The sequence below is a fragment of the Labrys methylaminiphilus subsp. lupini genome (genome assembly GCF_051161885.1).
Taxonomy (GTDB): Bacteria; Pseudomonadota; Alphaproteobacteria; order Rhizobiales; family Labraceae; genus Labrys.
The window spans coordinates 1,603,958-1,620,837 of sequence record NZ_JBMDIH010000001.1 but is presented as its reverse complement, the minus strand read 5'-3'; the positions used below and the strand labels follow the sequence as shown (position 1 = coordinate 1,620,837).

General features: G+C 61.9%; 18 protein-coding genes and 3 tRNA genes. 6 read left to right on the top strand and 15 right to left on the bottom strand.

The annotated features are described in order from the left end of the window. Positions 1-16 precede the first annotated feature (16 nt). From fba to ACN6KF_RS07675, 4 genes are all read right to left on the bottom strand, one after another. Positions 17-1,099 carry a class II fructose-bisphosphate aldolase gene (gene fba / locus ACN6KF_RS07690; RefSeq protein ID WP_434956278.1) on the bottom strand — a complete coding sequence of 361 codons (1,083 nt, stop codon included), beginning with the start codon at positions 1,097-1,099 and terminating at the stop codon, positions 17-19. 35 nt (positions 1,100-1,134) lie between these two features. Next, entirely contained in the window at positions 1,135-3,168 is a 2,034-nt protein-coding gene (tkt, locus tag ACN6KF_RS07685; protein ID WP_434956277.1) for a transketolase, read from the bottom strand. Positions 3,169-3,242: 74 nt separating this feature from the next. Beyond that, positions 3,243-4,118 (bottom strand): phosphoribulokinase, encoded by an 876-nt coding sequence (locus ACN6KF_RS07680; RefSeq protein ID WP_434956276.1) that lies wholly within the window; start codon positions 4,116-4,118, stop codon positions 3,243-3,245. Positions 4,119-4,131: 13 nt separating this feature from the next. Beyond that, positions 4,132-5,193 carry a class 1 fructose-bisphosphatase gene (locus ACN6KF_RS07675; protein WP_434956275.1) on the bottom strand — a complete coding sequence of 354 codons (1,062 nt, stop codon included), beginning with the start codon at positions 5,191-5,193 and terminating at the stop codon, positions 4,132-4,134. A gap of 126 nt (positions 5,194-5,319) precedes the next feature. On the opposite strand from ACN6KF_RS07675, the gene ACN6KF_RS07670 reads away from it, so the two are divergent. Next, positions 5,320-6,255 carry a LysR family transcriptional regulator gene (locus ACN6KF_RS07670; protein WP_434956274.1) on the top strand — a complete coding sequence of 312 codons (936 nt, stop codon included), beginning with the start codon at positions 5,320-5,322 and terminating at the stop codon, positions 6,253-6,255. 315 nt (positions 6,256-6,570) lie between these two features. Here the strand turns inward: ACN6KF_RS07670 and ACN6KF_RS07665 are convergent, their stop codons facing one another. Further along, the gene (locus ACN6KF_RS07665) at positions 6,571-6,939 is read right to left on the bottom strand and encodes a response regulator (protein ID WP_434956273.1); all 369 of its coding nucleotides are present in this window, start codon (positions 6,937-6,939) and stop codon (positions 6,571-6,573) included. Positions 6,940-7,158: 219 nt separating this feature from the next. On the opposite strand from ACN6KF_RS07665, the gene ACN6KF_RS07660 reads away from it, so the two are divergent. After that, positions 7,159-7,452 (top strand): DUF3572 family protein, encoded by a 294-nt coding sequence (locus ACN6KF_RS07660; RefSeq protein WP_434956272.1) that lies wholly within the window; start codon positions 7,159-7,161, stop codon positions 7,450-7,452. After that, on the top strand, positions 7,452-8,720 hold the full coding sequence (locus ACN6KF_RS07655) for a DNA polymerase IV (RefSeq protein WP_434956271.1): 1,269 nt from the start codon (positions 7,452-7,454) through the stop codon (positions 8,718-8,720). The genes ACN6KF_RS07660 and ACN6KF_RS07655 overlap by 1 nt, the downstream gene beginning before the upstream one ends. A 188-nt stretch (positions 8,721-8,908) precedes the next feature. Here ACN6KF_RS07655 and ACN6KF_RS07650 read toward each other — a convergent pair whose 3' ends face one another. The 7 genes from ACN6KF_RS07650 to ACN6KF_RS07620 all read right to left on the bottom strand — a co-directional run bounded on the left by ACN6KF_RS07650 (position 8,909) and on the right by ACN6KF_RS07620 (position 13,440). Then, entirely contained in the window at positions 8,909-10,609 is a 1,701-nt protein-coding gene (locus ACN6KF_RS07650; RefSeq protein WP_434956270.1) for an ArnT family glycosyltransferase, read from the bottom strand. Positions 10,610-10,686: 77 nt separating this feature from the next. After that, positions 10,687-10,763: transfer RNA gene (locus tag ACN6KF_RS07645), tRNA-Arg, on the bottom strand. Positions 10,764-10,910: 147 nt separating this feature from the next. Then, on the bottom strand, positions 10,911-11,216 hold the full coding sequence (locus tag ACN6KF_RS07640) for an ETC complex I subunit (RefSeq protein ID WP_434956269.1): 306 nt from the start codon (positions 11,214-11,216) through the stop codon (positions 10,911-10,913). Between the two features lie 33 nt (positions 11,217-11,249). Then, positions 11,250-11,326, bottom strand: a tRNA-Pro gene (locus tag ACN6KF_RS07635). Positions 11,327-11,422: 96 nt separating this feature from the next. Beyond that, positions 11,423-11,842, bottom strand: coding sequence for a DUF192 domain-containing protein (locus ACN6KF_RS07630; protein WP_434956268.1), 420 nt, complete (start codon positions 11,840-11,842; stop codon positions 11,423-11,425). Between the two features lie 59 nt (positions 11,843-11,901). Further along, complete coding sequence (locus ACN6KF_RS07625; RefSeq protein WP_434956267.1) at positions 11,902-12,492, bottom strand: cold-shock protein; 591 nt, start codon at positions 12,490-12,492, stop codon at positions 11,902-11,904. A gap of 171 nt (positions 12,493-12,663) precedes the next feature. Further along, positions 12,664-13,440: an SIR2 family NAD-dependent protein deacylase gene (locus tag ACN6KF_RS07620; protein ID WP_434956266.1), complete on the bottom strand. Its 777-nt coding sequence runs from the start codon at positions 13,438-13,440 to the stop codon at positions 12,664-12,666. Positions 13,441-13,474: 34 nt separating this feature from the next. On the opposite strand from ACN6KF_RS07620, the gene ACN6KF_RS07615 reads away from it, so the two are divergent. Next, complete coding sequence (locus ACN6KF_RS07615) at positions 13,475-13,915, top strand: VOC family protein (protein WP_434956265.1); 441 nt, start codon at positions 13,475-13,477, stop codon at positions 13,913-13,915. 116 nt (positions 13,916-14,031) lie between these two features. Further along, positions 14,032-14,106 (top strand) — tRNA-Glu (locus tag ACN6KF_RS07610). 70 nt (positions 14,107-14,176) lie between these two features. Here ACN6KF_RS07610 and ACN6KF_RS07605 read toward each other — a convergent pair. Genes ACN6KF_RS07605 through ACN6KF_RS07595 form a run of 3 tightly spaced genes read right to left on the bottom strand, consistent with a single transcriptional unit; the run spans position 14,177 to position 16,291 of the window. Continuing rightward, a complete protein-coding gene (locus ACN6KF_RS07605) occupies positions 14,177-15,337 on the bottom strand; it encodes a tyrosine-type recombinase/integrase (RefSeq protein WP_434956264.1) in 1,161 nt (386 codons plus the stop codon). After that, a complete protein-coding gene (locus tag ACN6KF_RS07600; RefSeq protein WP_434956263.1) occupies positions 15,297-15,587 on the bottom strand; it encodes a helix-turn-helix transcriptional regulator in 291 nt (96 codons plus the stop codon). The genes ACN6KF_RS07605 and ACN6KF_RS07600 overlap by 41 nt, the downstream gene beginning before the upstream one ends. Next, positions 15,584-16,291 carry a hypothetical protein gene (locus ACN6KF_RS07595; protein ID WP_434956262.1) on the bottom strand — a complete coding sequence of 236 codons (708 nt, stop codon included), beginning with the start codon at positions 16,289-16,291 and terminating at the stop codon, positions 15,584-15,586. Before ACN6KF_RS07595 ends, ACN6KF_RS07600 begins: the two co-directional genes overlap by 4 nt. Here ACN6KF_RS07595 and ACN6KF_RS07590 point away from each other — a divergent pair. After that, positions 16,290-16,565, top strand: a complete 276-nt coding sequence (locus ACN6KF_RS07590; protein ID WP_434956261.1) for a DUF1488 family protein — start codon at positions 16,290-16,292, stop codon at positions 16,563-16,565. The two genes, ACN6KF_RS07595 and ACN6KF_RS07590, sit on opposite strands and share 2 nt — an antisense overlap. Positions 16,566-16,880: the final 315 nt, after the last annotated feature.

Below are 16,880 nucleotides of genomic sequence, written 5' to 3'. Positions count from 1 at the left end.
GTTCGAGGGAATTGGGTTACGCCGCTGTCGCCAGGCCCGAGACTTTTGGTTCCAGGGCGCCAGCGCGGTAGCGCCGCGCCATTTCGGGCAACGGTACGACCCTGATCCGCGAGGCTTTTCCTGCCGTGCCGAATGCCTCGAAGCGCGCGCGGCAAAGAGTTTTCAGTCCTTCCATGGCGGGCTTCAGGAATTTGCGCGGATCGAACTCGCTGCGGTTCTCGCTGGCGACCTTGCGGAAGGCGGCGGTCATCGCGAGCCGACAGTCGGTGTCGATATTGACCTTGCGCACGCCATGCCGGATGCCCCGGACGATCTCGTCCACCGGCACGCCCCAGGTCTGCGGCATCTGCCCACCGAAGGCGTTGAACATGTCCTGCAGTTCCTGCGGCACCGAGGAGGAGCCGTGCATGACCAGATGCACGCCGGGCATGCGTCGATGGATCTCCTCGATCACATGCATGGCCAGGATGTCGCCATCGGGCTTGCGGCTGAACTTGTAGGCGCCGTGCGACGTGCCCATGGCGATGGCGAGGGCATCGACCCTGGTGGCGCGCACGAAATCCACGGCCTGGGCGGGATTGGTGAGCAACTGGTCATGGCCGATCTCGCCGACGACGCCATGACCGTCTTCCTGCTCGCCGCCGCCATGTTCGAGCGAACCGAGCACGCCGAGCTCCCCCTCGACGGAAGCGCCGACCCAATGGGCAAAATCGACGACGCGGCGAGTGATCGCGACATTGTAGTCGTAGCTCGCAGGCGTCTTGCCGTCGGCCTCGAGCGACCCATCCATCATCACCGAGGTGAAGCCGTAGCGTAGCGCCGTAGCGCAGGTCGCTCCCTCATTGCCGTGGTCGAGATGCAGGCAGAGCGGGATCTGCGGATACATCTCCTCCAGAGCCTCGACCATCTTCGCCAGCATGATGTCGTTGGCATAGGCCCGCGCCCCGCGCGAGGCTTGCAAGATGACGGGAGCATCGACATCTGCGGCAGCCTCCATGATACCGAGTGCCTGCTCCATATTGTTGATGTTGAAGGCCGGTACGCCGTAGCCGTGCTCGGCAGCGTCATCCAGCAATTGCCTGAGGGTGATACGGGCCATGACAGTCTCCGTTGCGCCTTTTGAAATTTACAGACTTACAGGCCTTGTCCCCGCTTCTCCGACGCGAGCTGGCGGGCAGCCTCAGCGATGGTGGCGGCCGTGATGCCGAACTCCCGGTAGAGATCGCCCGCCGGTGCCGAGGCGCCGAAGCCGCCCATGCCGATGAAGACGCCGTCTTCGCCGAGCAGGCGGGACCAGTCGGCTTCGATGGCCGCCTCGATGCCGATGCGTGGCGCCGTCCCCAGCACGGCGCGGCGATAGACCGGTCCCTGCCTCCGAAAGAGTTCGAAGCAGGGCGCCGACACCACCGCGGCTCGAATGCCTTCCTTCGCCAAGAGTTCAGCCGCCTCGACGGCGATCGAAACCTCCGAACCTGTGGCAATTAGCGTGACGTCTCGCTCCGCCGGCGGCTCGAACAGCACATAGGCACCGAGCGCGACCCCATTCACGCCACAGTCGGAACGCAGCGTCGGCAGCGCCTGGCGCGACAGGCAGATAATGGAAGGCTGCTTTTCGGCCGCGAGAGCGCATTCCCACGCCTCCGCGGTCTCGACGGCATCCGCCGGCCGAAACACCAGGAGATTGGGAATGGCCCGGAGCGCGGCCAGATGCTCCACCGGCTGATGGGTCGGGCCATCCTCACCCAGACCGATGGAATCATGCGTCATCACATGGATCACGCGCAGTCCCATTAGCGCCGCCAGCCGGATCGCCGGCCGCGAATAATCGGCAAAGGCCAAAAAGGTGCCCCCGAAGGGAATGTAGCCGCCATGCAAGGCGATGCCGTTCATCGCCGCAGCCATGCCATGCTCGCGCACGCCGTAATGGATATACCCACCGGAAAAATCCTCGGCTTGGACCGGCTGCAAGCCCTTCGCCTGCGTGAGATTGGAATGGGTGAGATCGGCCGAACCGCCCAGAAGATTGGGCTGGGCAGAAACGATCGCGTTGATGACCTGCTGGGACGCCTGACGCGTGGCGATTTGCGGACAATCGCTGGCAAAACGCTGGCGAATATCGGCAAGCGCACGCTTGAGCCCGTCGCTCAATCTTCCCCCTACCGCATCCTCGAACTGCCGCCTCTCCGCCTCGCCGACCTGACGCAGCCTCTTCTGCCAGGCCTTGTGCTCGGCCTTTCCACGGGCTCCGACAGCCAACCATGCCTCGCGGATTTCGGGTGGAATCTCGAAGGGCTCGTGCGGCCAGGCCAGGGCCTCTCGCGCAGCCAGGCTCTCTTCGGCACCGAGCGGAGCGCCGTGCACCTTCTCGGTGCCTTGTCGGTTTGGCGCGCCGAAGCCGATGATGGTCCGGCAAGCAATGAGCGAGGGCCTGTCGGTTGCCAGTTCCTCCGCAATCGCCGTCGCCACGGCCTCGCGGTCATGCCCGTCGACCCGGCGCGTCGACCAGCCGGACGCCGCGAAGCGGGCGAGCTGGTCGTCCGAGCAGGAAAGCGAAGTCGAGCCATCGATCGAGATCTCGTTGTCATCGAACAGCACGATAAGCCTGCTGAGCTTGAGATGGCCGGCCAGCGAAATCGCCTCATGGCTGATACCCTCCATCAGGCAGCCATCGCCGGCGATGACATAGGTATGGTGGTCGACGAGCTCTTCCCCGAAGCGGGCATGGGCAAGGCGCTCCGCCAGGGCCATGCCGACAGCCGTCGCCAGCCCCTGCCCGAGCGGCCCCGTCGTCGTCTCCACGCCTGGCGTGTGACCATATTCGGGATGCCCCGGTGTCTTGGAGCCCCATTGCCGGAAGGATTTCACCTCCTCCAGCGTAAGTTCGGGATAGCCGGTGAGATGCAGCAGGCCGTAGAGCAGCATCGAGCCGTGCCCAGCCGAGAGTACGAAGCGGTCCCGATCTGGCCAGGCCGGGTCAGACGGATCGAATTTCAGGAAACGCGAGAACAGCACGGTGGCGACGTCGGCCATGCCCATGGGCATGCCGGGGTGTCCGGACCTAGCCCTCTCCACGGCATCGACAGCCAGGAAGCGCAAGGCATTGGCCATGTCGCGATGCGGCACCGAGGTCTCGAAAATGGCTGATGGCGTCGGGATATTCACGGGCATGTCCTCCCATTCCGCTGCCCGGGGCAGACGGTGGTTTGGTTCACGGAAAGGCTCTGTGTCCTGCGGGCGCGCCTCTAGGCGGCTCGCTTCTTGCGCTCGACCAGTTGCAGGATCAGCGGCGTCAGGATGAGCTGCATGGCGAGATCCAGCTTCGAGCCATGGATGACGATGGAGTTGGCTCGCGACATGAAGCTGTTGGGGATCATCGACAGCAGATAGGGAAAATCGATCCCTCTCGGTGTCTGAAAACGGATCACCACCATCGATTCATCCGGCGTCGGGATCCAGCGCGCGATGAAGGGATTGGACGTATCCACGGTCGGCACGCGCTGGAAATTGATGTCGGTGTGGGTAAATTGCGGGCAGATATAGTTCACATAGTCGGGCATGCGCCGCAGGATGGTGTCGGTCACTGCCTCGGTCGAATAGCCCCGCGTGCTGCGGTCGCGATGCAGCTTCTGGATCCATTCGAGATTGATCACCGGCACCACGCCGATCTTGAGATCGGCATATCTGGCGACGTCGACCTCGTCGGTCACCACCGCTCCATGCAGCCCTTCGTAGAAGAGCAGATCGGTGCCGGATGGCAGTGGCTTCCAAGGCGTGAAGGTGCCGGGCAGGGCCCCATAAAGGATCTCCTCCTCATCATCATGGACATAGTGCCGCGTGGTGCCGGTTCCGTGGTTGCCATAGTCGCGAAACAGCGCCTCCAACTCGGCGAACAGATTGGTTTCCGGGCTGAAATGACTGAAATGCTTGTTACCCCTGGCCGCCTCCTCGGCCATGTGGGCGCGCATCTCGGTCCTGTCGTAGCGATGAAAGGAATCGCCCTCTACGTAGGCCGCTTCGATGTTCTCGCGGCGAAAGATCTGCTCGAAGGTCCGCTTGACCGAAGTCGTTCCGGCGCCGGACGAGCCCGTGATGGAAATGATCGGATGCTTGATCGACATGGTATTTCCCAGCTCAGACGCGGAACAGGCCGCGATTGGCGAACAAAGGCGCCGAGGTCGGCGGCCACAAGCCCGGTCGGTTATGCAGCGTTTCCAAATGGGCGACCTTGGTCCTAGCCCCAAGGATCAACGGTACGCGCTGATGCAGCGAGGTTGCGCGGATATCGAGAATGCGGATCCGGCCATTGGAGGCCGCCCCGCCTGCCCTCTCCATCAGGAAGGCCATGGGATAGGCTTCATAGATCAGCCGCAGCCGGCCCTGCCCGTAGCCGGCCCTGGCGTCTGCCGGATAGAGATAGATGCCGCCACGGGTAAGAGCCCGGAACGTGTCGGCCACCAACGCTCCGTGCCAGCGCATGTTGTGATCCCGCCCTGACGGACCGTCGGCGCCCGCCTGGCACTCGTCGATGAAGGCCCGCACCGGCTCTTCCCAATGCCGGTAATTGGAGGCGTTGATCGAATATTCCGGCTGGTCCCGTTCCGGCAGACGGACATTGGCCTGGGTCAACAGGAACTGGCGGTTGCGGCGGTCGAGGGTGAAAATATCGACTCCCTCCCCGAGCGACAGCACCAAGGTCGTCTGCGGACCATAGATGACGAAGCCCGCGGCAAGCTGGCTGGTGCCGGCCGGCCATACCAGGGTACGATCGACCGCCGAGGCCAGCACGAATTCGTCTGGCGTCGGCACGATGGAAAAGATCGTGCCGGCCGGCATGTTGAGGTCGAGATTGCCGGATCCGTCGACCGGGTCGATGGCGACGCATAGAGGCTGGCTCGCATCCCAGATTTCCAACTCGTCGGCTTCCTCCGACGCGAAGGCGGCGATCGGGCAAGTTCGCAGGGCCTCCCGGAACTGGCGGTTGGCCCAGACATCCATGTCCTTCTGTTCGTCTCCCCCGGCATTGTGGCCACGGGTCTCCTCGGCGATCTCGGCGAGCGTGCCGAGCGAGACGGTTTCCGAGACTCGGATGGCGGCCGCAGCGAGACTGGCGACGACTTCGACAACCGCGGGCCTGAGCATGTCGGCACCGGCATGGCGAGCAAGATAGCTGTCCAGAGTCGGTTTGTCGGTCATCGGCATTCTCCCCCGGATGATGCCCCGTCCGGGGCACCGTCATTTCGTGATCTTTCGAGGAGCTTGACCGAAAATAGAAAATAATCGAAATTTTGTTTTCTTCGCCTTTGCGAAAGTTTTTCTTATATGGCCGTACGCCTACGAGACATCACCCGTCGGCAGCTTCGCGCCCTCGCCGCCATCGCATCGAGCGGCTCGGTGACGTCGGCCGCCAAGAATCTGCACCTAACCCAACCGGCGGTGACATTGCAGCTGCGCAACCTGCAGGATCTGGCTGACCTGCCCTTGCTGCAACGGACGGGCGATGGGATGATCCTCACCGATGCCGGCATCGAGATGCTGCAATTACATAGCCGCATCGAGGCAGCCATTGCCGATTGCGAAGCCACGCTGAGCATCATCTCCGGAAGAACCGCCGGGCGTGTCTCGATCGGGGCGGTCAGCACGGCCAAATATTTCGTGCCATTCATCATCGCAGCCTTCTCACGCGTGCATCCGCGGATCGAAGTGACATTGTCGATCGGCAATCGTGCCGAAATCATGCAGGCCCTGCGCGACTACAAGCTCGACGTCGCCATCACAGGCCGCCCTCCTCCCGACATCGAGGTCGAGAAGCACCTGATCGGCCAGAACCCACATGTCATCATCGCGTCGCGCAATCACTGGCTGGCGAAGGAGAGAGGCCTTGCCGCGGTCGATTTGTCGCATGAGACTTTCCTCACACGAGAGCCGGGTTCAGGCACCCGCATGCTGATGGAGCGCCTGTTCGAGCAGACCGAACTCGCCCCTCATATCGGCATGGAATTCGACTCAAACGAGACGATCAAGCAAAGCGTGATCGCCGATCTCGGCATCGCCTTCCTCTCGGCCCATACGGTGGCGACCGAGCTGGAGGATGGCCGCCTCGTGATATTGGACGTGGCGGGCCTGCCTGTAACCCGGCAGTGGTTCGTGGTACGCCGGGTCGACAAGGTGTTGTTGCCTCCGGCCCAGGAAGCCTTGGATTTCATCGCAAGGGAGGCGTCTCAATATCTGCCGCGCCCGCTCCTCAGCCACGATTGACCTCAAAAAGGGGAATTTGTGGGATCGCAGGGATCTCAGCCCATAGGCGCTAACTTTGCGGAATTCGGTGCTTATCTGGTGTGTTGATCTCCAGATCGACCATCTTGGAAGCGCCTTGCTTGCTGCGGGAAGATGCCGATCTGAAGATCGGCACACCTCGTTTCAGGCGCCTCCACTCGCAAAATTAGCGCCTATGGGCATCCCCGCCCGCTCTCGGAAACACTGTGCTTGCAGGAAGAGCAGGCTGTCGTGAAATGCTCGGGCGTCGCTGAGATGAATGCGATCCCCAGAAATGCCTTGGCGATTCTCGAGGCCCTATTCTCCCAGGAAGCCGCGCACCGTTTCCAGGAACTTCGCCACCGAGATCGGCTTCGATAGATAGGCTTCGCACCCGCCCTGGCGGATGCGTTCCTCGTCGCCCTTCATGGCGAAGGCCGTGATGGCCACCACCGGGATCGTCTTTAGCTCGTCATCGTCCTTGAGCCAGCGCGTCACTTCGAGGCCGGAAACCTCAGGCAGCTGGATATCCATCAAAATCAAATCGGGGCGATGCTCGCGGGCTAGGCTCATCACATTGATGCCGCTACGCGTTTCCACGATGTCATAGCCGTTGGCTTCCAACAGATCATGGAAGAGCTTCATGTTGAGCTCGTTATCTTCCACGATCAGGACTTTCTTGGCCATGGAGCCCCTCGTCTACGCCAAAGCATCCTGCGATGTGGCACAATAGCCAAGAATCACAAAGACGCGCCAAAAACAAAGAGTTAGAGCAAGGAAGCGTTTTCAGCAAAACGTGCTTTGCTCTAGAATGCGCTGCGGATATCGCGGCTGCGAATCTGTTTTCAACCACGCCCGCTTACTGGCACGTTGTTAGCAGTCAGTCCTTACCAAACGGGAAATCGAATGTTCAGGCAAACCGCCGGGCAGGCAGCTCAAAAACAACGCGCCGAAGAAGTCGCGACGGCCGCTCTCGGCTTCATTGCAGCGGACGAGGATCGACTCAACGGTTTCTTCATGGCGACCGGCCTGTCACCCGACGAGATTCGCAGTGCCGCCGCCAAACCCGGCTTTCTCGCGTCGGTTCTGCAGCACGTCCTCTCGGATGAGGCGAGTGCCGCCAGCTTTGCAGCGGAGAATGGCCTGTCTCCGGAAGATCTGCAACGAACGGCTTTCCAGCTCGGCATTCGTTGGGACTGATGGGCGCTCTCTGCCGCGACTGCCTTGGCGAAGCGGGCGAGGCAGATCGCTGCCCTACCTGCCGTTCGCCGCGCATTGTCCGGCATGCTGAACTCGAGCGGCTCGCCATCGCCCATGTCGACTGTGACGCCTTCTACGCCACCATCGAGAAGCGCGACGATCCTTCCCTTACCGATAAGCCAGTGATCGTCGGCGGCGCCAAGCGCGGTGTGGTCTCCACCGCCTGCTACATCGCCCGCACCTATGGCGTGCGTTCGGCCATGCCGATGTTCCAGGCGCTTAAGCTGTGCCCGGATGCGGTGGTCGTCAGGCCCAACATGGAAAAATATGTCCAGGTCGGCCGCCAGGTCCGCGACATGATGCTGGCACTGACGCCGCTGGTCGAACCGCTTTCGATTGACGAGGCCTTTCTCGACCTCACTGGCACCGACCGCCTGCATCACGCCAGTCCGGCCCGTACACTGCTGCGTTTTGCCAACCAGGTCGAAAAGGAACTGAAAATCACCGTGTCCATCGGGCTCTCGGCCAACAAGTTCCTGGCCAAGACCGCCTCCGATCTCGAAAAGCCCCGCGGTTTTACCGTGCTTTCGCCGGAAGAAGCGCCCGAGTTTCTGGCTCCGCGCCCAATCTCCTTCATCTGGGGCGTTGGCAAGGCTGGAGCCGCCCGCTACGAGCGGGACGGATTGCGCACCATCGCCGACCTGCAGCGTGCCGGGGAGATTCCACTGATCCGGCGCTACGGCGTCGAGGGGCAGCGCCTCGCCCGCCTCGCCTTTGGCCGCGACGCCCGCAAGGTCGATCCAGAAGGCGATCGCAAATCGGTTTCGGCCGAGACCACCTTCGAGCACGACCTTGCCAGTGGCGAGAGCCTGTTGCCGATCCTCTGGCAATTGTCGGAAAAGGTTTCGGCCCGGCTTAAAAAATCCGCCATTGCCGGTTCCACCGTGACGCTGAAGTTGAAATCGGCCGATTTCCGCATTCGCACCCGCGCCCAGAGCCTGCACGAGCCGACACGCCTGGCGACACGCATCTTCGAGACCGGCAAAAAACTGCTCTCGAAGGAAACCGATGGCACGCAATATCGCCTGATCGGCATCGGCATCACCGGCCTCACCGACATGGCCGACGCCGATCATGGCGATCTCGCCGACCCCAACGCCAAACGCCTTGTCGCGGCCGAGAATGCCATCGACGCCGTCCGGGCGAAGTTCGGCAAGACCGCCATGCAAAAGGGCATCGCCTTCAAACCCGGCAAGGGCGAGACCTAAGGATTCATGCGTCGACAAACGAATCGAGCTGGCTCGACCTTTGTCATTACCGGGCTTGACCCGGCAATCCAGTTCCTCCCTCCAGACGTCAAAGACGGGCTCCCTGGATGCCCGGGTCAAGCCCGGGCATAACAAAGGTGGCGCTTCAATTATGTCCGGACAATGCCTAACCAAGGCCGCAAGACGCGTTACGGGCTGCGATAAACGCCGATATCCAGCTTCTTGCCGCCGTTGATGTTGATTCCTGCAACCCTGGAAACCAGATCGACCTTGGTCCCGTTCGCGGTGAGACGGGCCAGAAAGGCCGGCTCGAAGCGCTTGTCGACAAAGGCGGCCCGGCAGATCCCCTGCCCGATGAAATCCGCCGCGCCTTCGGGGCTGGGCATATCGAGATCGGTACCGGCCAGGAAGACCAGGCTGGGCTCACGAAAGCCAACGCTCGCTGCTGCGACATGCGGGCATTGCGCGGCCTGGGCCGCCGCAGCCAAGCGCGGGCTGATGGCCATCGCCTGCAATTTGGGAATGGCGCCCGCATAGATGCCCCAATAAAGCAGCAGGCCGGTGGCGAGACATGCCAGGACGGCCTCCACGCCCCTTCCCTCACCCAGCCGTCGCCAGGCCAGCCATGCCGCCGCTACGGCCCCGATGGCGAAAGCCAGCGTCAGCCAGGCGATCTCGCTCTGATAGAACCACACCGCTCCGACCCCGACCACCGCCAGCACCAAGGCCAGCAAGGGGATCAGGCCGGCGACGATGCGCGCCCAGAGGCTTCGCGACAGCCCGTCATCGAAGACCGCCATGGCGATCAGAATCGCAATCGCCGGATAGACCGGCAGGACGTAATGCGGCAGCTTGGTCGGGAAGAATTCGAAGACGAGCCAGAATGGCACCAGCCAGGCGAACAGGAAGATCACGGCCGGCTGACTCCGCTGATGCCAGACCCAGGGCGCGGCGAGTGCCGCCAGCGGTGCGAATGGCCAGAACGTGCCCCAGAACACGGCAAGATAGGTTCCCGGCCAGCCACCATGCGATTCCTGGGCGCCTGCCACCTTGTTCAGCATGTCCTTGCCGACCGATTCCTGCAGGAAGGCGCCCTTGGTCTCGATCATGATGGCGATGAACCAGGGGGATACCAGGACGAGCGTGAACAGGATGCCCCAAAGCCAGCGCAACTGCCCGAGCCAGCGCCAGTCACGCGTGGCAGCCACGGTGCCGGCAATGGTAAGGCCGACCAGAAGGGCGCCGATGGGCCCCTTGATCAGGATCGACACCGCCATGCCGAGCCAGAAAACGGTTGGAAGCGCCAAGCCTGCCGGCGCCGGTTCTCCCCGGCGCGAAGCCATGAAGAACCGGGCGAGCACGCCCACCATCGCCATGACCGTCAGCAGTTGCGTCGCATCCGTCTTCGCCAGACGTGCCTCGACGCCGAGCAGCAGGCAGCCGGCCATGATCAGACCCGCAAGCAAAGCCGAGCGTCGACCCGCCAGCGGGATCGCCGTCCACCAGGTCAGGAGCACAGCCCCAATTGCAGCGATCAGCGAGGGAATGCGATAGAGCCAGATCGTGGTGCGTGCCTCGGGAACCCCGAGGCTGGCGCCGAGTCTGACCGCTGCCGTCTGCAGCCAGTAGATACCGACCGGCTTCTTCAGCCTTGCCTCGTCCTGGAAGCGGATGGAGACGAAATCGCCGCTCTCCAGCATCTGCTTGGACGCCTGGGCAAAGCGCGGCTCGTCACGATCCATCGGCGGCAGACCGGTGAAGCCGGGCGCGAATGCGAGCAGCGCAGCCACCAGCAAAGCAGAGATCGCCAGCAGATTCGAGCCCGCTATGCGGTCGAGCAATCGTCCAGGGGTGCTGGCAGCTGCCGGTGATTCGGATAGAGCTGCCATGCAAACCTCCGCCGATGTGCGGGTTATGTCGGAAAACCGAAGTCCGGCTCGAGCCGATGGAGAAGACCGGCCTGGGATGGCGACCCCAGCAGGGCTCGAACCTGCGACCTAGCGCTTAGAAGGCGCTCGCTCTATCCAGCTGAGCTATGGGGCCAATCCCGACGCCGAGCGCTAAAGCGTTTTGCGATTTGACGCAATCACCAAGAAGCGCAAAGACGCTTTAGCCAATCCATTGGATCGGCTGGAAACAAGGAGCAAGAGCAAACAAGCGTTCCGTGAGGAACGCGCTTTGCTCTCAAACTCAATGGGTCCACTGACCCACGCGCGAAACCTTGAAGTTGTCCGAATAGGACACGATCTTCGTCGTCGCTTCCTGCGGCTCGAAGAGTTGATAGGCGATGCCGTTGCGAGTGGCGTAGGCGATGGCCTCTTCCTTGGTCGCGAAACGCAGCTTGACCTGCTGCTTCATGTCACCCGAGGAAGTCCAGCCCATGAGCGGCTCGACCGAGCGCGGCTCTTCCGGCTCGAACTCCAGGAGCCAGTCCTTCGTCTTCGCGGAACCGGACTGCATCGCCGTACGTGCCGGCTTAAAGATTCTGGCTGTCATCGTTCGCCGTCCGCCTTTCGTCTCATCCATCCTTGGTCGGGGCAGCAGGATTCGAACCTGCGACCTATAGTACCCAAAACTATCGCGCTACCAGGCTGCGCCATACCCCGTTAAGGACGAATGATGAGCTTACTAAGGGGCCGCGCCGAGAACCGCAAGGGCCTGAACGGCCCGATTTCAAAAAGTTGTATGACCGGGTGACGCGGTCAAGGCTTGAAGATCGGGTAGCTTACCTTGTCGCCGGGCTTGATGCCCAGCTTGTCCGCCGTCCCCGCCACCACCTCCAAGACGGCGAGCACCGGCGCCCCGGACATGATGGTGCGCGTCGACAAGGATTCGGCACGCTTCTCGATACGCTGGATCGTGCCATCGCCACGGATGAAGATCATGTCGAGCGACACATAGGTGTTTTCCATCCAGAACGAGGCGATACGTTCCGCCGGGAAGGGAAACAACATGCCCTTGTCCGGATCGAGGCTGCGTCGGAACATCATGCCGCGCCTCTGTTCGTCCTCGGTGCGCATGACCTCGACCTGGAAGTCGCGCTCGCCGCCAGCTGTGGCGATCGACAAAGGCTCGAACACGCCATCCTCGGCACGCAGAGCCGAAAGACTAGCAATGCTCACAAACAAAGCGAGGATAGCAGCGTAAGCTATTGAAAGCGAAAAACTCTTGCGCATTTTCGTCAATGCGACTGCGGTCCAGTCGGTCCATCCGCAAGCTTGAGCTCGGCGGCCATCAATCCCTTGGGTCCGGTGCCGAAACGCACCATCAGGATCTGACCTGGCTTCAGGTCCATGATGCCGAACCGCCGCAAGGTCTCCATATGGACGAAAATATCCGGTGTTCCATCGCCCCGCGAGACGAAGCCGAACCCGCGCAGGCGATTGAACCATTTCACCGTGGTCGGCTCGAAACCGCCCGTCGGCGTCACCTGCACATGGGTGCGGGCCGGCGGCAGCTGTGCGGGATGCACGGCGGTGGATTCATCCATCGACAGGATACGAAAAACTTGCAGGCCCTTGGCACGCTGTGTGGCCTCGACCACCACGCGCGCGCCCTCGAAGGCCGCCTGGAAGCCATCCCGGCGCAGGACGCTGACATGAAGCAGAATATCCTGGCTGCCATTGTCCGGAACGATAAAGCCGTAGCCCTTCGCAATGTCGAACCATTTGATGGTGCCGGCGACCTCCAGCAGGCCCGCCGGCCTCTCGTCCGGATGTCCCCCGGAGTCGTGAACTGGCTCGAACCTCGCTTCAAAATCGTTCGTACCCATCTACGCCATCCAACACATTGCCCACGGACTGGGCCGCCGCACGATTCTTGAGGCCGCTACGATAACACCCCCTGGCTCAACGGAAAGCCCGAATTAACATTTTTGTGCCTCATCTTCGTACAATCGCAAAACGTCCCTAAAATCGACGAACTCTCGAAAATCCAGCTGCATTTACAGAACGAATTCCTCCAGCAGATCGCCGATCTCTCCCCGCAGCAACAGATCTGCATAGCGATCGCCCGGTGTCTCCTCGCGATTGACGATCACCACCCGCGCGCCCTGGCGATGGGCAAGTCGCGGCAGGTCCGCGGCCGGATAGACGACCAGGGACGAGCCGACCACCACGAAAAGATCGCAGGTCCTGGCGAGTTCGGTGGCGCGCCGCATCGCCGTCTCCGGCATGGGCTGCCCAAAGGATATCGTCGCCGTTTTGATAAAGCCGCCGCAATCGTCGCAGCGCGGCGCTTGTCCGTTTGCCAGGAACGGGGCGCGCAAGGCCTCGATTTCATAGCGCCTGGCGCAGTCGAGGCACGTCGCATACGTCGTGTTGCCATGCACTTCCACGACGGCATCGGCCGGAATGCCCGAATCCTGGTGCAGATTATCGATGTTCTGCGTGATCACCGCCGGACATTTGCCGGCCTGCACCCAGGAGGCGATCGCCATATGGCCGCGCGTGGGCCGGGCCGAGCGGATCTCGTCGTCCATGTCGAAGCGCCGGCGCCAACTTTCGCGCCGGGCCTCCTCGTCGGCCAGGAACGCCTCGAAGGCAATCGGTTTCATCCGGCTCCAGCGGCCGCCCGGCGAGCGAAAGTCGGGAATGCCGGCCTCTGTCGACAGGCCAGCACCGGTGAAGGCGGCGACACGATCGGCCCGCGCCAGCATTGCGGCGAAGCGGGCGCGTTTTTCGGCAAGCACGGCATCCTTGTCGGCGGCGGCAATCGGCATTAGGCCTTACCTCTCCACATGCAATGAGGGTCCGATGAAATATCTCCACACCATGGTCCGCGTCCGCGACCTCGATGCCTCGCTCAAATTCTATGTCGACATCTTCGGCCTGGTCGAGGGGCGGCGCTATGAAAACGAGAAGGGCCGCTTCACCCTGGTCTTCCTGGTTGCCCCGGAGGATCTCGAAGCCTTCCGGGCCGGCAAGGCCCCTGCCCTCGAACTGACCTACAACTGGGATCCGGAAGATTACGGCAGCGCCCGCAATTTTGGCCATCTCGCCTATGAGGTCGACGACATCTATGCCTTCTGCGCCCAGCTGCAGCAGGCCGGCATCACCATCAACCGCCCGCCCCGCGACGGCCACATGGCCTTCGTGCGCTCGCCGGATCTGATCTCCATCGAGATCCTGCAAAAGGGCGATTCTCTGCCGCCAGCCGAGCCCTGGGCCTCGATGGCGAACACCGGCGTGTGGTGAAACGGGGCATTTCACCCGCAAAACCAGCACCAAAACTGGCCGGCACAACAAATTTCACAAAGGCGGCATATTCCTCTTGCCGCCTGCGATTCACCCCTCTATATGTCCGCCCCGCCGCGCCCTTCGTCTATCGGTCAGGACGCCACCCTTTCACGGTGGAGAGAGGGGTTCGATTCCCCTAGGGCGCGCCACACTGCTAAGTCAGTACTTACTTATCAATGGCTTACTGACCGAAATTGTCGCACCTCCTGTAACCGCCTCTCAAGGTGCGACACGGCTGTGCCGTCTCCGTTCCCCTGGATCCGTCAAAATCTTCTCAACAACCAGGGTTTGCGCGATCCGCTCGAAACCCTTTGTCGCCAGAATCAGGGCTCTCGCCTTCTTGGTGTAGACGCCGGACTGGCGATTGTTCGCCCATCCATACATGGCCTCGAGCTCTACCTCTGAGCCGCCGTTCTCCGAGCAAATCGTTGCGCCGCCCTTGCGGAGACCGTGCGGCGAGCAATCCGGCAAGCCAGCCTCACGGCATCGGTCTTTGAACCAATTCCCAAACGCCGCGCCCGAGGCGAACGGTTTGCCATAAGCCGTGAGCAAGTACGGGAGTTGATCAGTGTCGGGCATTGCCTCGATCGCATCGACGAGCGGCCAAGGCATTTCAGTGATCAGGTCGGCACCGGTCTTGCTGGTTTTGAAGTTCACCTTGCCCGAGCGAGCGTGTTGCCGGCCGAACTTCACTGCATCGGAGCGACGGAGCCCGGTGAACAGAAGCTGCATGCAGGCCAGATACGGCATTGTGCCGATCGGATGCCTCTTCACGTAGGTTCGGATGTCGTCGACCGTCCAGGTGTAGAAGCCCTCCGATTCGGTCTTGATCTTTCCGAGCCCCGCCGCCGGGCTCACCTCTATGATCTTGATGCTCACAGCCCACGTGTAGAGCGCCTTCAGGGATTTCAGCCACTCGTTGGCGTTGCCGGGGACACCGGACCGCTTGGCGACGCCTTTGGCGATGTTCTCGCCTGGGATCACCATAGGTTTGTGGCCGTGTTCCTTCTTCACGTCCTCCAGGATCTTCCGGCGACGCTTTCGGCCGAGCGGATCCATGGTGAGATATTTCGTCGACTCCGTGAAATATCGCTCGATCAACCAGCCCAGCGTCTTCGGGGCGAACGGCACTCGCACATCTTGTTTGCCTGCCTTCGCGGCATTTTCTTCAACACCTGCGAAGAGCGCTTTCACTGCTGCTCGATACTCGTCGAGGAATTCGGGCGACGAAACCGGGTGCTTGAGACGGATCCGTTTTCCCTTCAGGCGCGCATAGACGACGCGCCGGCCGTGACGCGTCTTTTCCTCGCTGAGATACCGAAGATCGATCTCCATCCCGTCAGGGTGCTTCATCGCCCCAACCGTCGTCAACGTCGCCATCTGGGGATTGTGGGGACTGTTCGTCTCTCAGCTGATCAAACGCCGAATCGAGCGCCCGCATATCCCAGATCACCCGACGGTCGATTCGGATCGGCTTCGGCATTTTGCCGCTACCAACGAGTTCGAGGAACTTCGTTTGGCTCAGCCCGATGTAGGCGGCGGCTTCCTCGCACGAGAGGCCGCGCCGCGGGGCCGGCGACAATGGCAATACGATGGTGGTTGCGGCGTCGATCGCGCGGGCGTGCTTCATGCCGCCTCCTTCATCGCGTCGATGTTCTGGTGATGCACGGTGAAGGTCAGCGCGACCGTCCAGGGGTTCTCAAACCATAGGTCGCCACTTTGCAGATTGTTGATGAGGTCGCGATAGACCAGGCGGGGCGACGGATGATTGCCGATCATAAGCCTGCCCTTTGGGGCATTCACGCCGCACAACATCGAAGCCCCTGGCAGATAGAAGATGCCGGGCGCGTCGCCGTCGTCTTCGACGATCCCCTCGGCAATCGCATCCTCCTCGCTGATGTCCTGCAACCGCTCTACCTTCACGCCGGTCACTATCAGCGTGAGGCGCGATGCCCAGCGAGGCATGAACATGCTGGAGCGGAGACGGCCAATCTTGGCTATGGCTGGGTACCCCCAAGTTTGGTGGGCGCCATCCGCTTGGTATTGGATCGGCTCTTCACCGCCCATCGCAGACGGCGCCAAATCGTCATAGGCAGCAGCGCTGCGCCACGCCTCGCGCACCCACAGACGATCACCGTCGCGCCAGGGATAAGCGTCATCTCGCCACTTTTGGTTACCGGGATCGAGAACATAGTTGTCCGACCAGGTGCCGTCGAAAAGGCTCGGCCTATTCGGGTTGTGCCGTGGCTTGACGACGCGTCGCGTCTGCGTCTTGGTCCCGGCCAAAAGGGCGCGTATCATCGCCGGAGAGAAAAGAATAGGGCGATCAACCATGCCGCTCACTCCCTCCGATCGAGAGCCTTTGGACTCGTTCAATCCTCAGGGCGTCAAATTCTTCATGATGGATGGCGAGCGCGAGGTTCCGTGTTTGGTTTCTCGCGCCTATCTCGACGACATCGGGCCAGGGCTGACGAACAATGAGGCGGAACGCATTGCCCGGTTCGTGGACAATCGAGCTTTCATCGAGCAGATAGCCAGCCGAAAGCACGATGCCCGCATGCTCGACGATGGCTACGTGATCGTCACGAATGGGGACTTTCGCAGGTAGAGCCATCAAATCCCCCCTGCCGCTTCGATGACGGCGGCTTTGCAACGGTCCCAAAGTCGATCAATGAGGATGGCGAGGCGGCGACAGTCACGGCGCGGTGCACTGCCGGACGGGTAGCTCCAGTAGCCCCGATCGCCGTGATGCTTCTGGTATGTCGCCTACGCCATGCTTTCGGAGCCAAACGCCAGTGCTTGCCACATATGACCTCGGATGATCCGTCGTCGGCGAAAGTGCGGCCGCAGAATGGGATGCAGCAGTTTATGCGGGTCATAGCTGCCCCCTCCAAGAAAGAGGTGAATAGCTCTCTTGAAGCCG